At 50.0% G+C, this 14,159-nt stretch carries 11 protein-coding genes and 1 riboswitch; of the genes, 3 read left to right on the top strand and 8 right to left on the bottom strand.

Features of this window, described 5'->3' with window-relative positions; all coding sequences use genetic code 11:
• Window positions 1-26 precede the first annotated feature (26 nt).
• A riboswitch (TPP riboswitch) is annotated at window positions 27-122 on the bottom strand.
• A 141-nt stretch (window positions 123-263) separates the two neighbouring features.
• A complete protein-coding gene (locus J2Y43_RS21175) occupies window positions 264-767 on the top strand; it encodes a GNAT family N-acetyltransferase (RefSeq protein WP_223403222.1) in 504 nt (167 codons plus the stop codon).
• Between the two features lie 199 nt (window positions 768-966).
• Here J2Y43_RS21175 and J2Y43_RS21170 read toward each other — a convergent pair whose 3' ends face one another.
• From J2Y43_RS21170 to J2Y43_RS21145, 6 genes are all read right to left on the bottom strand, one after another.
• A complete protein-coding gene (locus J2Y43_RS21170; protein ID WP_309987766.1) occupies window positions 967-2,073 on the bottom strand; it encodes a bile acid:sodium symporter family protein in 1,107 nt (368 codons plus the stop codon).
• A 96-nt stretch (window positions 2,074-2,169) separates the two neighbouring features.
• Complete coding sequence (locus J2Y43_RS21165) at window positions 2,170-3,102, bottom strand: RraA family protein (protein WP_309987768.1); 933 nt, start codon at window positions 3,100-3,102, stop codon at window positions 2,170-2,172.
• A 104-nt stretch (window positions 3,103-3,206) separates the two neighbouring features.
• Window positions 3,207-4,481 (bottom strand): amidohydrolase/deacetylase family metallohydrolase, encoded by a 1,275-nt coding sequence (locus J2Y43_RS21160; protein WP_309987770.1) that lies wholly within the window; start codon window positions 4,479-4,481, stop codon window positions 3,207-3,209.
• A gap of 168 nt (window positions 4,482-4,649) precedes the next feature.
• Window positions 4,650-6,212, bottom strand: coding sequence for a SusD/RagB family nutrient-binding outer membrane lipoprotein (locus tag J2Y43_RS21155; protein ID WP_309987771.1), 1,563 nt, complete (start codon window positions 6,210-6,212; stop codon window positions 4,650-4,652).
• A 21-nt stretch (window positions 6,213-6,233) separates the two neighbouring features.
• On the bottom strand, window positions 6,234-9,668 hold the full coding sequence (locus J2Y43_RS21150; protein WP_309987773.1) for a SusC/RagA family TonB-linked outer membrane protein: 3,435 nt from the start codon (window positions 9,666-9,668) through the stop codon (window positions 6,234-6,236).
• A gap of 207 nt (window positions 9,669-9,875) precedes the next feature.
• Window positions 9,876-10,976 carry a FecR family protein gene (locus tag J2Y43_RS21145; RefSeq protein WP_309987774.1) on the bottom strand — a complete coding sequence of 367 codons (1,101 nt, stop codon included), beginning with the start codon at window positions 10,974-10,976 and terminating at the stop codon, window positions 9,876-9,878.
• A 303-nt stretch (window positions 10,977-11,279) separates the two neighbouring features.
• Here J2Y43_RS21145 and J2Y43_RS21140 point away from each other — a divergent pair, with 303 nt between their 5' ends.
• Window positions 11,280-11,765, top strand: coding sequence for an ImmA/IrrE family metallo-endopeptidase (locus J2Y43_RS21140; RefSeq protein WP_309987776.1), 486 nt, complete (start codon window positions 11,280-11,282; stop codon window positions 11,763-11,765).
• 82 nt (window positions 11,766-11,847) lie between these two features.
• Window positions 11,848-12,135: a hypothetical protein gene (locus J2Y43_RS21135; protein ID WP_309987777.1), complete on the top strand. Its 288-nt coding sequence runs from the start codon at window positions 11,848-11,850 to the stop codon at window positions 12,133-12,135.
• 17 nt (window positions 12,136-12,152) lie between these two features.
• Here the strand turns inward: J2Y43_RS21135 and J2Y43_RS21130 are convergent, their stop codons facing one another.
• On the bottom strand, window positions 12,153-13,328 hold the full coding sequence (locus tag J2Y43_RS21130) for an acyltransferase (protein WP_309987779.1): 1,176 nt from the start codon (window positions 13,326-13,328) through the stop codon (window positions 12,153-12,155).
• Window positions 13,329-13,438: 110 nt separating this feature from the next.
• Entirely contained in the window at window positions 13,439-14,050 is a 612-nt protein-coding gene (locus tag J2Y43_RS21125; RefSeq protein WP_309987781.1) for a sigma-70 family RNA polymerase sigma factor, read from the bottom strand.
• Between the last annotated feature and the right edge of the window lie 109 nt (window positions 14,051-14,159).

Below are 14,159 nucleotides of genomic sequence, written 5' to 3'. Positions count from 1 at the left end.
AAGAAAGAATAGACGGAGCTACGTGCACGGTAACTCCTGCTTTTCCCTTCGGCAGTACTAGCTGCATCAGGTTCAAAGGGTATGATCTCAGTCCGCATGTCGGGACACCCCTAAAGTTGAGGCAAAGCTATTCGAAATTCAGGATTTTCAAAAGAATTAGAAAAAAACGTAATGCGGATTGGGGATTAGGCGTGAAATTTTTTAAAATAATAAGGTATTTTTGGCTTCAATATTAAACCTGTATAACGACCTGCTTTATTTTGATGGATTTGATCATCAGAAGTGCTGCTCCTAAGGATCTGCCTTCGCTGTTGGAAATAATCAACCACGCTATTCTGAACACCACGGCTATTTATGATTACGAAGCCCGGACCTTAGAGCAACAAAAGGCCTGGTTTGAACAGATGTTCTATGACGGTATGCCGGTGATTGTGGCAGAATTGGAAGGCGAAGTGATCGGTTATGGGTCCTACAATATTTTCCGTCCGAAAATCGGATACAAATTCAGTGTGGAGCATTCCATTTACCTCGACGAAAAATCGCGTGGGATGGGTGTGGGAGGCAAGTTGCTCGGTAGCCTTATCCAGCGCGCCAAGGAATCAGGCCTGCACACAATGATCGGCTGCATTGACGCATCCAACCGCGCGAGCATTGAATTTCACAAGAAATACGGGTTTGTGGAGAAGGGATATTTGAAAGAAGTAGCCTATAAATTCGACCAGTGGCTGGATTTGGTTTATATGCAGCTGTTGCTTGAAGAGGATTGATATTTTGGGAGGATGGAACAGGGAGGAAGGGGAGGAAGTCAGGAATAGTCAAGAGTAGAAGCTGGTACAAATCTCCTGATTTGTACATATTATTCGAAGGCCTCCGGCCGGTCAATACAACTGCATCGTTTTGCAGTATTGACCGGCCGGAGGCCTTCGAATATCAGGCGCGAAGGGAACCTTCGCGCTATCTTCGTTTTTAATGGGCCCTGCCCGTTTCTACATAAGTATCTTCATCGCCGGTAGGCTTGCCTTGCCACCAGGAGGCGAGGATGGAGCCGGTAATGTTCATCAATGGTCCGAAAATCGCCGGTGCGAGGCCGACGGTCGCCATTTTACCCATCTCCTTGGCAATACCGGATGCCAGACCGCCATTTTGCATTCCTACTTCAATGGCTATCGTACGGCAGTCGCGCTCGCTCATGCGGAACAGGCGCCCCGACCAGTAACCGAGTGTATAGCCGGATAGGTTGTGGATCAGTACGAGGAGGAGCAATGCAGGCCCGATCGACAACAGACTGTCGCGGCCTGCTGCGGTGATGATCACGATAATGAATGCAATGCCTCCCATCGATACCAGCGGCATTGCGGCGTCGAGCCATTTTACTTTTCCGCTGAAAAGCTTATTGAAGATCAACCCGGCGCCGATTGGAATAATCACCATTTTGATAATATCCCACATCATATGCAGGGTGTCGATTTTCACGAATGCGCCCGCGAGCATACTCATGAGCACCGGCGTTACGATCGGCGCAAGCATGGTGGAAATGGCGGTAATGGTGATAGACAATGCCAGGTTCGCTTTCGCAAGGTAGGAGATCACATTGGAAGCCATCCCGTTTGGTGAGCAGCCGATGAGGATGATACCCGCCGCGATTTCAGGTGGGAAACCGCTGATGTTGGCCAGCGTATAACCGATGGTCGGCATGATGATAAAGTGGCTTACCACGCCGATGAGTACGCCTTTGGGCATTTTAACGACACCCACAAAATCACCGAAACTCATGGAAGTACCCATCCCGAACATGATGATCTGGATGAGTGGAGTGATCAAAGTTGAAAGTTTAAAGTTACCCACGGTGAGGAAATGCTGCGGATAGTACAATGCTGTGGTTACCGCCGCGAAAATCACGGTCGTGTAAGTAAAACCTTTTAATTTTTCATATCCTCTGAAACTGATGGCCAGCGACAGGAAGAATGCAATAAAGAAGGGGCCGGCCGAGGGAAGGCTTCCCGTGAAAGCGAGGTAAAGCGCTATCAGCAGGCAAACCGCGGCGACGGCGGACATGAGCTTGTAAATATTCATATAAATGTATTTAAAATGCAATTTTGAAAAAGCGAAAGAAAATTCCTGTCTGTTTCACCAAACAGGAAATGCTGAAAACCGGGCCGGATTACTCGCTTACCAGGTTCTTTTTTTCATGTATTCGTCTAGTTCCGAACGTTTCATAGGGATTTCGTTCGGGTTTTTATCGAGCCATTTCAGGAAGTCTGTTTTCAGGGCGTCGGTCCATTGGCTGTCGATCTGGCCCGGGGTGTATTTGCCTTCTTTCAGCATCTGAATGCCGAATTTGTCACGCAGTGCAATGAATTCGGCCGTTTGCACCACTTTCTCGACCATATGCGAGGGAATGAAGATCACACCTTCTTTTTTACCTAAAACCAAGTCGCCCGGAAGCACCACAGCGCGGCCGATGCGGATAGGGGTGTTGATGCCGGTTACTACCGCGTCTTTCAGATAGGAAGGATCAAAATCGCGGACGAAAGCATTGAAACCGGGAATTTTGGAAAGCCCGTCGAGGTCGCGTACGGAGGCGTCGAACACCACGCCATTGCCTGTTTTGGCGTAAATAGAGTTGGCAAGGTTATCGCCGATCAGCGTTCCTTCCACGATTTTGCCCATACCGTCGGCTACATATACGTCGCCTTTACCGAGCATGTCGATCGGCCAGGAGTTGGTGTTGCCAATGCGGCCCTGCTTGGCACCGCGATCTTTGATATTCTTCTCGATATCCGGGCGTGATGGCATGAACTGCGCGGTTAATGCGCGTCCGGCGATCACCACGTCGGGGTGTACGATTTTCCAGTTGCCTTCAAACTGGCAGTTGTAGCCTTCGTTTTTGAGTACTACCCAGGCTTCTTCGATATTGATGTCCTTTGCGCGGCGGACGAGGTCGTCGGAGATTTTCGGGCGGCCGTCGGCGAAGCGCTCACCTTTCCATTCGGAGGTCAGGAAAATCAGTTCTTCTTTCGGCATGGTCTGCGCCTTTGCGGTTTGCAGGGCTCCGAAGGTTAGGGTCAGGATGGTCGTTAAAGAGAGAATCGGTAGTTTCATAAGACAAGAAAGTGTACGGCAGGGATATTGAGTAGGTAAAATTAGGCAAAATATGAACGGAAGCCCTTTCGGATGCGGCCGCAAGGAACTTCCATATGCGATTGTTATCTTCTTGAAACGACGATCGGGTTGGTCAGACCGTTGAGGTCGTAAACCACTTTGCCTGCGCGGATGGTTACTTCCGCTTCGAGTTTCTGCTTACCCTGCACTTTCGCGCCGGTGTAATCGAAGAAACCGAATGTGCCGGTGTCGTTCATCTGGAACTTGCCGTCGAGCACACGGAGCACGGAAACGTCCGCACGCGAGCCCGCCGAAAGGTTACCCAGCTCTTCGCGGTGAATGGCTTGTGCGGGGGCCCAGGTACTGGCTTTGATCACGGCCGGCAGGTCCATGCCCATCGCGAGGAATTTGGACATGACATTGAGCATATCCTTCATCGCATTGTTCATACTGCCCGTGTGGATGTCGGTACTGATGGTATTGGGATAGAAACCCGTTTTGATGGCGGGGATCGCCTGTGAAAATGCAAAGCTGATACCGCCGTAACCCACGTCGAAAATGATGCCTTTCTTGCGTGCTTCATACACGAATGGCTTCACTTTACCCGCTTTTACGTCCACGATCGGTTCGCGGCTGGCCAGCTGGCCGAAGCAGTGCGTGAAAATGTCGCCGGGGCGAAGGTGTTTCATAAAAAGCTCTTCGATGGGTAATACCGGCTGGCTGCCGCCGAAGTCGATCATGACCGGGATATTGGCCAGCTTGCCGGCTTCCACAGCGCGGTCGGTAGGCGCCCAGTTGTAGCCGTTGAAGTGGGCGAGTTTGATACCCACAATGTATTCGGGATATTCTTTCGCGACTTTGGCGGTGGCGGCAGCGTCCATGTCCTCGACGTTCTGCTCGTATGTGCCGCCGCGCATACCTTCGCCTACGATGTTCAGGAACGAGAGCACGCGGGTGCGGGAAGCGTCGATGGTTTGTTTCTTGAAATCGGGGAAGGATTTCCAACCGGCGCAGCCTGCATCTACAACGGTGGTAACGCCGGTGCGGAATGTGAAGCCGTCGGGAGGAAGGGCGTTAGGACCGTTGCTGTAAGTCTGGTCCATTTTGGTGCCGAAGAAATTGTGCGAGTGCATGTCGATCAGGCCGGGTGTTACAAAAAGGCCTTTCGCATTCACCACCTGCACACCTTCCTTGGCGTCGATGTTTTTGGCAACGAGCATTACCGTGTCACCTTTCAGCGCGACGTCCATGATGCTGTTGATATTGTTTTTGGGGTCAATCACATGACCGCCTTTGATGACGATCGAATACTTCTGAGCCTGGGCGGCAAAACCGGCAGAACAGAAGAGGGCGGCGGCAATGAATACTTTTTTGATCATGGGTTTTGGTTTAGGAAAGAACTATTATGGTTAAGACAAAAAAACGCATTGTAATACCTCATTCACGGATCGAAAAATTTCAGGCTTAAAAAGCGATACGGACTGCCGATTTTGGTCGGCAATCCGTATCGGTCATTCACTTGGTAAACAGGCGGTGCATGGCTCCGCTTATTTATCCCACCAAACTTTGCTCGAAAGCGTGTTGGTGCCGCCCTGCCGGGTACGGGCTTCGTAGAAATTCTCTCTATTGTACTGCTCCTCCGTATCGGGGATCACGAAACGGGTCGGGATCTGGCCGCCGGTGAGGTTGCCGGGATAGTTGGTCGGCGTCAGCTTGGGATAGCCCGTGCGACGCCAGTTGGCGAAGATCTCGTATTCGTCTTCCAGCAGAAGGGATACCCATTTCTGCGTACCGATCTGTTCCATTTTCTGTGCTGCCGTTCCGGTCGCATTGAATGGGTTCGCTTTCAGGTAAGCGGCGATTTTGGCATCGGAAATGACACCGGCCGTTCCGAATAATGACCATTGTTTCAGACCGGAAGTAACCGCAGCGTTGTAGGATGCCTCGGCGGTAGCGCCGCTGTACCAGCCTCTCAGATTGGCCTCTGCGAGCAGCAGGTGTATTTCGGCAGGGGTCATAACGAGCAATGGCGCATTGTATTTCAAGATAGTCGCGGGGTTCGGCTCCGAGTATTGATCGAAATTGGTAGGCAGGCCGTTGAAAGCGGCATTTTGCATCCCTTTTTGCAGTGCGGTAGCCGTGTCGGCCACGTAAGGGGCTTTGTCGGATGCTCTGGTCCATACCACTGAAATCACATTCAGACGCGGATCGCTTGTGGTTTTCAGATGATCGATCAGCGTTTTTGCAAACTTGCCGCCTTCCACATTATCGCCACCGGGAGACACGTAGTCGGTGCTCATCAATCCGGCGGAGATGAAGTTGCGACTCGCGGTGATGGAGCCGTCCACGTAGTCGATCTTCGCCAGGTCCGCGTCAGCGGTGATTACACCGCCGGCGATTGCTTTCTTCACCCAGGTTTCAGCCATGGCAGGGTCCACCTCGGTCAGGTGCATACCCAGGCGTAGCATGAGCGAATAGCCGAACTTTTTCCATTGCGCCACATTTCCGCCGTAAATCAGGTCGGCAGTGCCGAAGGTAGGCTTGCTGGCGTCGAATGCGGCAATAGATTCTTCGATCTCTTTGAGCATGTCGGCATAGATAAAGGCCTGCGTGTCATACTTGGGAGTGAAGTTTTTGTCCGTAAGGGCCTTTCCCGCGTCTGTGTATGGGATGTCACCATAAAGGTCTGTGAGGCGGTGGTACAGGTATGCTCTCCAAATGCGCGAAACAGACGTTTTGTTCACATTATCCGGCGAGGTTTTCAACGCGTCGATTACCTGGGCAAGATCGATTACGGCTCCGGCCGTCGCAGGGTCGCCACCAAACAATGCCCAGTTGCCGGTTGAGTAGGTGTAATTGAAATATTTGTCACCTGCGGCAGGCACTTCCTTGTAAGTCGAGAAATGCTGCATCGACTGTCCGATCGTCAGGTAAGCCCCGCCGGTATAGTTGTTACTCACGGTCGTCAGCTGCGCCCGGGTAAACAGGAAGCCGGGCACGACATCCCTGGACGCATTCGGGTTTACATTCATTTCCTCGAAATTATTGTCGCAGGAGGAGATGAAGGCGGCCATCATGGCCATATATGATAGTTTCAGGAATTTGTTCATCGTCACAAAAATTTTGAATGATTAAAACTTCACTGTCAGGTTCACGCCGATGTTTCTGGTACGAGGTACACCAAATGCTTCCAGACCCTGCGCGTTGCCATTGGTATAGCTCGATTCCGGATCAAAGTACTTGTTACGCTTGTCTTTGTAGAGCAAAGCAAGGTTACGTCCGACGATCGAGATGGAAGCCGATTGCAGCTTGGCACCCAGTACGGAGAAAGCAGGCAGGTTGTAGCTCAGGATGATCTGGCGGAGTTTCACGAAATCATTGTTGAACGTGAAAATACCTGTGTAGTTTTTATCATTGTCATAGTAGGTATCAATGTCTTTTTTCTCCCATGTTTTAGAGAAAGGAGCCCCTTCCGGAGTTACACCCGTTACCGTCAGGCCGGTTTCACGACCAGGAAGCGTTTCCTTAGGCAAGCCGAAGCGGTAGGCATACTGGTACATGTTCGAATACACCACGCTTCCGAACTTGCCATCGATGAGGATGTTCAGGGAGAAGTTTTTGTATTTGAAGTTGTTGGTGATACCCATCGTCAGCGGAGGCGTACCGTTCCCCAGTTTTTCGAGGTTACCACGCACCGCATAACCGCTGGCCGTGTTGAATACCGTATTACCATTGGCGTCTTTCAGCTTGTTGTAACCCCAGACTTCACCATAGGTACCGCCCACGACGTTGTTGATCAGACCACCACCTACACCGGTACCGATACTCAGGCTTGGCAGGTTGTCGGCCAGCTTGACGATCTCACTTTTGTTGTAAGCCATATTATAGCTGATATCCCACGTGAAATTGGTGCGCTTCATCGCAGTTCCGGTCAGCAAGAGTTCAATCCCCTTGTTGCTCAGCTCACCCACATTCAACAAGGCGGAGGTGTAACCCGACGTCGCTGCGATATTGCTTTGTACGATGTCGTTTGTGGTCTTGCGGTTGTAGAGCGTAAGATCGATTCCCAAACGGTTTTGCAGGAATTTCGCTTCGATACCCGCTTCATAGGTAGTCGAAGTCAGTGGTTTCAGATCCGGGTTTGGTACCACCGCCGACGATAGCTGCTGAACCGGACGGCCGTTGTGGCCGCCTACTGCCATCGCATAGCTTTGGTAGATCTGGTAGGGAAGTACATTCGCGCCGCCCACTTGTGCCCACGAACCACGTAGTTTCGCGAAGCTTACCACTGTTGGCAGGTTGAAAGCTTCGGAGAGAATCAGTGAACCACCAACGGCAGGGTAGAAAATGCTATTGCTTTTGCTATTCAACACCGAGAACCAGTCCTGGCGGCCCGACAAGGTCAGGTACGCAAAGCCTTTGTAACCCAAATCGGCAGATCCGAAGATGGAGTTGATCGCGCTTTTGTTGTAAGTAGGCACCACGGTAGAGGTCGCGAGGTTCGTGAAGCTATAAAAGCCGGGAATCGTGAATTCCGAACCGTTGAAGGCGGTCTGGTCATAAATGCTTCTTTGCATGTTGCCACCCACCAGTGCGGAGAAGTTCAGGTCTTCGGAGAAGTCTTTCGAGTAATTCAGCGTCAGCATTCCGTTGGTTTCCGACGAGGTTACTTTCTTTGCTTCGTAGGTTCCCAGCGGCTGGTAGGCGTTATTGGTAGGTACTACGAACTCATAGTTGAAGTTGTAGTAATCGCGGCTTACGCTTCCCTTAATGAACAAGTTGTCGAGAATGTCATATTTAATGTTGGCCTGACCGAGAAAACGGTTTTTCTGATCTTCATTGATAAACTTGTTAATCACGAAATAAGGGTTCGGTGCGGCGGGTACGGGGTTCCACTCAATTTCTTTGCCGGTAACCGCGTCGTAGCCCGGAGCGAGGCTTCTGATATCCACGGTGTTTGCAACCAGGTAAGTGGCCCAGTGCGGATTGTAATCTGCATAACCAACTTTCGGACGGTTGTGGCCGTTCTCGATATTGTATTGAACAACCGTTTCAATGCTCAATTTTTTGCCTAGAAATGCATTCAGGTTCAGGTTCGCGATTCTTCTGGTAAAAGACGAATTGGGCACAATGCTGTTCGAGCTGGTGTTGTTCAGACCGAAACGGAAGTTGACATGTTCGTTACCTCCCGTAAACGAAAGGGAGTTGATGTAGTTGGTACCGGTGCGGTAGAAGTTTTTCAGGTTGTTTTTCTGAGGCGAATAAGGACGTTCCACCCCATCGAACTGGATTACCGGAGTACCGTCCATTTTCGCACCGTACGACAAGCGGCCTGAGCTTTTCGCTTTATCCTTGTCTGCCGGCTTCACGCCGTCCACACCCTGGCCGTACTCATATTGCCAGTCGGGAATGATCGAGAGGTTGTCTACCGAGAAGTTGCCATTGTATTCCACACCGATGCCTTTTTGCGCGCGGCCTTTTTTGGTGGTAATCAAAATCACACCATTGGAAGCGCGTGCACCGTAGAGCGCCGCTGCCGGGCCACCTTTCAAAACGCTGATCGACTCGATGTCGTCGGGGTTGATACCGCCGATACCGTCACCGCGGTCGGTGTTGTTACCATTACCATCCGAAGCATTGCCGCCGCCCGGAACGCTGTTGTCCATCGGCATACCGTTGATCACGTACAAAGGCTGGTTGTTACCGCTCAAAGAACCATTACCACGGATGATAATGCGGCTGGAACCACCAGGGCCTGTGGACATACCGGTGGCGTTAACGCCCGCGATCTTACCTGTCAACGCATTCGCCACGTTATTTTCACGGGCCTGTGTAAACTCGCTTCCTTTTACCTCGGTCACTGCGTAGGCCAATGCCTTTTTCTCTTTGGAAATACCCAAAGCCGTTACAACTACCTCATTCAGCGCTTTGGCCTCGGGTGCCAGCTGCACGTCCACGCTGGTTTGGCTACCCACTGTAACTTCCTGCGTGGTATAACCTACAAAACTGAAAACCAGAACAGCAGTTGCAACCTCGCCGTCGGGAATATCCAGAAAGAATTTACCTTCCGCATCACTGGAAGTCCCTCTCTGCGTGCCTTTTACGAGCACGCTCACGCCCGGGAGGCCTGCGCCGGTTTCATCCTTCACGGTTCCGGTAACGTTGCGCTTCGGCGACGCTTTAATGGCATTTTCTTCAACAGGTGCCTGTTCGCGGCGCAGGATAATGCGGTCCTGAACCACTTCGTAAGTAACTTTATGCGGGGTCAGAATTTTACTGAGAACTTCGGATAACGATTCGTCCTGAAATTTATAGGATGCTTTCTGATTGTTGAAGATCTGAGGGTTGTACATGAACTTAACCTTCGTCACATTCTCGATCTTTTCCAATGCCTTGTCTATCTCGGAATTGGCTAAACGCAAAGTCACTTTTTGTTCCAGCACACGTTGTCCGCGCACGTCGTTCGCATGAACGAAAGTACTGAACGCAATGGAGAGCAGGGCTTGATACAGAGTAATGCGCATGATTTTCTGTAAAGCATGGTGAAATTGTACTCTTTTTGACATAATTTTGATTTTTGTCGGGTTAAAATTCGGCATAATGATTCCCACAGCAGCCTCGTTCAGATGCTGTTAAGCGTACACAAGCGGGGGGATTGATCGGGTCGGTGGTGTTGCAGCATCATCGACCTTTTTGATGGAATAGTAATTAGTAGTGGTTTTGGGTCATAGGCAAGGGTGAATTTGTCATAAAGTATTGAGAGAAAGGTATTTTCAATAACATCCTTTGCTGTTGATGATGATGCTGGCATCGAGCTGTTCATACTGTGCGCCGATCGTCTTGCAAATCAGGTTGATCTTTTCGAACAGCGGTTCGTCGGAGAGCGAGGCGGTCAGGTAACAGTTCTGCATCACTTCCGCATCGAACACGATCTTCACACCGTATGATTTTTCCAATGCCGCAAACACTTCGGTGATTGGCGTTCCCTTGAATTCAAATGATTGTCTCTGTATTGGTAATTCCAGCAGTTTAGGATCTGGGATGAGGCTTCGGGTGAGTCGTAACTCATTGGGTGCGAATGTGATCTGCTGGTTGGGGGTCAGTACCATTCCACCAAGCTTGTCATCCGCATGCTGGCTCGCAATCGCTTCCTTCGTCATCGGGAATACGGATACTTTACCTGTTTTTACCACCACTTTCACCTCCTGGTCGTCGAATGCACTCACTTTGAAGCTTGTTCCCAGCACTTTCGTTGCAAGCGTATGTGCATACACGTAGAACGGTTTGTCGGGATTTTTGGCCACTTCAAAGAACGCTTCCCCCCTCAGGAACACCTCCCGTTTGCGGCCCTCGAACCGGCGCGGGTAGGTAATGCGGCTGTCGGGTTGCAAGAGCACCGAGCTGCCGTCTTCGAGAATTACCAGCTTAGCCTCTTTCCCGGAGTTCACCGCTTCTATCAGCGGCTCCTTGATCTGGCTGAGTATCACTTTATACTGATCCGATTGCTTCTGAGAAAGGGTCTGCTTGTTGTACCACCATCCCGCAAACATGAGGATCAGCACCGAAGCCGCCATATGGTACCAGTTGGGTCTGAAACGCAGCCAAATGGATGATTTTTTCGCGTTGTTTTCTCCAATGGCGTGCGATAGCCTGTATATTTCATTAGCCACTTCCTCATCCGAAATACGGTCGAATGCCGCTTCCGTCGCCGCCAGGAAGTTCCGGGCGCGATTAACGAGGTCCTGTTTATCCGGATTCTGTTCCAACCACTCGTCCCACAGGGCTTCATCGGCAGGGTTGTTGAACAACACCCAGCGTCTGAAAGATGGATCGGCGGCCAGTTCCTCCGGAAGAAAATTGCGGTAATGGAGCATATCAGGCAAATAATAATGCGGCTAATTTTAATAAGGATGCGAGAACATTACGCCGATACTCTCTTTTCGGAAATTAATTTTTGAAAAATTTTGGAAGGGCGAATAAAAATGCGGAACAACTAATGAAAACCCGGGTAACTAGCCGTTGGTTTACATATATCCACCGAATATTCATTGATTGATTTTTTGGGTATCATAAATTTGATAATCCTGGAACCGGGTTGTATTTTTATGAAACAAATCGAAGATAAATCTGGAAAATAAATTGTTAACTTAGGTAGAGGAACTGATATGAGATATTATATGACGCCGGACTATCGAAGAGCGAAAGGAGAGGCCATTCGTTTGTTGCAACAGTTTGGATTGGAGAAGCCGCCCGTCAATCCGATGGACATTGCGAAGGCTCTTGGTGTAAAGATCTCCTTTGTCGAATTTGAGAAAGATCTTAACAACATATCGGGTTTTTACGATTTCGAGGAGGATACCATATTCGTGAACAAGGACGAATATCCCCTGAGGAAGACTTTCACGATCGCGCATGAGCTGGGTCATAGAATATTGCACGCTGAATGGGCAAAATCCTCTGATTATAAAGTGCTTATGCGAGGTGATGTGCGCACGGACGATCCGAAGGAGGCAGAAGCTAATGCGTTTGCAGCCAACCTGTTAGTACCGCGGTTTATGCTCAATAAGTATTGGGAAGAGTTTTCTGCCACCCAGCTTTCGGAATTGTTCGTGGTATCTGTGCCGGTGATCAGAAACCGGATCTCTTTCGAATATGGAGTCTAAAAGGATTCAGGCTAAAAGGGGAATTGTAAAGGCCGAGTAGACAGACGTAGAGCTAGGGGAGAAGCAACTTGCAGCTCGTCAGATGGAGTTCGAAATTGCAAAAGAGCAAAATCGGCATGAAAAAGATATGCGAAGTACAGACCTTGGCTTTTTGGGTTGGTTCTTCGGTGACGGGCGAAATACACAAACGTTCGTCGCATTGATTGGCGTCCTTTCTGGCCTTGTGATTTTCGGAACTTGTCTGATTGCCGCATACAGAAAGCCTGCCGAGGCACATTTTTGGTCTGATGCGGGTTTGAAAGCGCTGGCATTTGCAGGTACTTCCTTGGGATATCTGTTTGGAAGAGGTGCTGTCAGTGCCAGAAAGTAGTGATCTCTTTCGTTGCGCTAAATGTATTTTTCTATCCACTTTATTTTCTTCAGCGGGATGCTGATGCCCCAACTTCCAAGAAATGCTGCAAGTAGTGTAATCAGAAACTTGCCGAACGCAGAAAAGGGTGCGTCAAGCAATGCATACTGCGTCCAGAGTACAAACGGGTAGTGCAGCAGGTAGATGAGATATGCGTGTTCGGAAAGTGAGTCCCAGGCCCGGTGGTGCCTTTTGGCCAACGCACGGAATGTAGTCATGAAAGCAATGCAGCTGAATGTGCAGGACAAAGTATAAATAGTAAAGTAAATGAGGTATCCCGGGAATTCGGAAAGGGTGCCGGTTTTGACGAGGGTAGTCAGGTAGGGTGACGCAACTGTGAGTGACGTATATAGAAGTCCGCACATGAATATCCAGAGCGGCCAGCGGCAGACGAGCGGAGCGGAAGGGCTGAACATTCCTTCGTTAAAATTCACATGGCCAAGCCACGTTCCCAGCAGGAAGTAGCCGAAGTACAATGCAGCGCGGCTGACTTGGAAATCGAAGGGGCCGAATCCGGTCCATTTATAGGGCCCCAGCCAGAATGCGAATGGAACGTACAATGCAAATGTGAACAAGAACGCGCAAATGATCAGGATGGCCGGTTGGTAGCTTCGCGGTTCTGTGCTTTTGGCACTTTCGAATTTTGACCTGCAAGCCATGTAAATGAACGCGAATATGATGTTGAACACAAACAACACCCATATGAACCATGGCGGCCCGACAGGCCATTGCTCGACGATGAAGAAATCCTCCACGTATGCGAGCGCGCCCATATGCCCGTGGGCGAGCACGTAGGAAGGATAATGTGCAACAAGGTTCAGGAGCGTGCCGCCGATCAGGAATGGAAGGAATAGCCGGTAGAACCTGTCACGGACAAAGGCGCCGGTGCCTTTTCGCTGAATACTCCTGATGACGAATAATCCTGCGATGAGGAACATCAACGACATGAAGAACACATCGTTGAAGTTTTCAAAAATATCCAGTCCAATCCAGCGCTGTGTGTCGACTACCGGGTGCGTAGACCGGATGTATGCAACCTTGTCGAAGCTCGCAAAGGTGGTATAGGCAAGAGATGAGTGGTGAGCAACCACCAGTACGGTCAGAAATGAGCGGAGGTAGTCAATCCAGAGGGTTCGGCTAGGGGTTTGTTGCATGGGCTAGGGATGGTTGCCGAAAAGATGCATTAAATAAAGGCCCGGTTGCATGCAGCCGCAACATCGTGTAAAAATTTGGCAAAGGCTTCGGGGGAGCGAAGGAAATTCGGCTAGAATTGCAGCGCGAAGCAAAGGAACAGCAGATTACTGATCGGATGAATGTGCTGTTTGAGCGCGGTGATCGCTTTAAAAAGGAGGTTTGCGACCGATTGCCTGTTCACCTGCATGAGATCGGCGATCTGCTCGTTGTCCATTCCTTCGAAGTATTTGAGGAAAACGGCTTCCTTTTGGCGGCGCGGAAGCTCTTCGATGGCACACCGCACTTTGACCTGATTTTCACTCATCAGTTCATTCCGTTCAATTTCGGTTTCGACTGTCTGATAATCGGAAATCTGGCGAGCTTCGTCGATGTCGATGAATGGGTGCGAGCCGTTGCTGCGGCGGAATTCCTGCATGAGCTGGTTGCGCAAAGCACGCAGGAAGTAGATGGTAACAAACTGTATTTGAATGTTCTGGCGCCGTTCCCAGATGTGGATCATCAGGTCCTGGATGGCGTCTTTGATGAACTCTCTGTCGGAGGTGAAATTGCAGGCGTAGTTGAAGAGCGTGCGGTATTGTTTGTCGGCTAGCTGGCAAAATGCCAGACTGTCCCCTGCCTGGCTTTGGTGCCAGAGATTTAAAAGAATTTCATTCTCCTCAGCGATGCGTTGTTTCTTGTTCAATTCTTATCGGGTCAGTTAAACAAATTAACTGTTAAATAGCCATAATCTAAAATATAAGTCCGACTTTATTTTTTGTGAGCGAATTTAATCCTGTTTAATTGTATTATTC

It is taken from the genome of Dyadobacter sp. BE31 (assembly GCF_031457695.1).
Lineage (GTDB): Bacteria > Bacteroidota > Bacteroidia > Cytophagales > Spirosomataceae > Dyadobacter.
The sequence above is the reverse complement of the archived record's forward strand: the minus strand, read 5'-3'. Positions and strand labels throughout refer to the sequence as shown.

Bases quoted from the DNA above. Each gene is read 5' to 3' on its own strand.
- J2Y43_RS21175 (WP_223403222.1), top strand. From the start codon at position 264: ATGGATTTGATCATCAGAAGTGCTGCTCCTAAGGATCTGCCTTCGCTG.
- J2Y43_RS21170 (WP_309987766.1), bottom strand. From the start codon at position 2,073: ATGAATATTTACAAGCTCATGTCCGCCGTCGCCGCGGTTTGCCTGCTG.
- J2Y43_RS21165 (WP_309987768.1), bottom strand. From the start codon at position 3,102: ATGAAACTACCGATTCTCTCTTTAACGACCATCCTGACCCTAACCTTC.
- J2Y43_RS21160 (WP_309987770.1), bottom strand. From the start codon at position 4,481: ATGATCAAAAAAGTATTCATTGCCGCCGCCCTCTTCTGTTCTGCCGGT.
- J2Y43_RS21155 (WP_309987771.1), bottom strand. From the start codon at position 6,212: ATGAACAAATTCCTGAAACTATCATATATGGCCATGATGGCCGCCTTC.
- J2Y43_RS21150 (WP_309987773.1), bottom strand. From the start codon at position 9,668: ATGTCAAAAAGAGTACAATTTCACCATGCTTTACAGAAAATCATGCGC.
- J2Y43_RS21145 (WP_309987774.1), bottom strand. From the start codon at position 10,976: ATGCTCCATTACCGCAATTTTCTTCCGGAGGAACTGGCCGCCGATCCA.
- J2Y43_RS21140 (WP_309987776.1), top strand. From the start codon at position 11,280: ATGACGCCGGACTATCGAAGAGCGAAAGGAGAGGCCATTCGTTTGTTG.
- J2Y43_RS21135 (WP_309987777.1), top strand. From the start codon at position 11,848: ATGGAGTTCGAAATTGCAAAAGAGCAAAATCGGCATGAAAAAGATATG.
- J2Y43_RS21130 (WP_309987779.1), bottom strand. From the start codon at position 13,328: ATGCAACAAACCCCTAGCCGAACCCTCTGGATTGACTACCTCCGCTCA.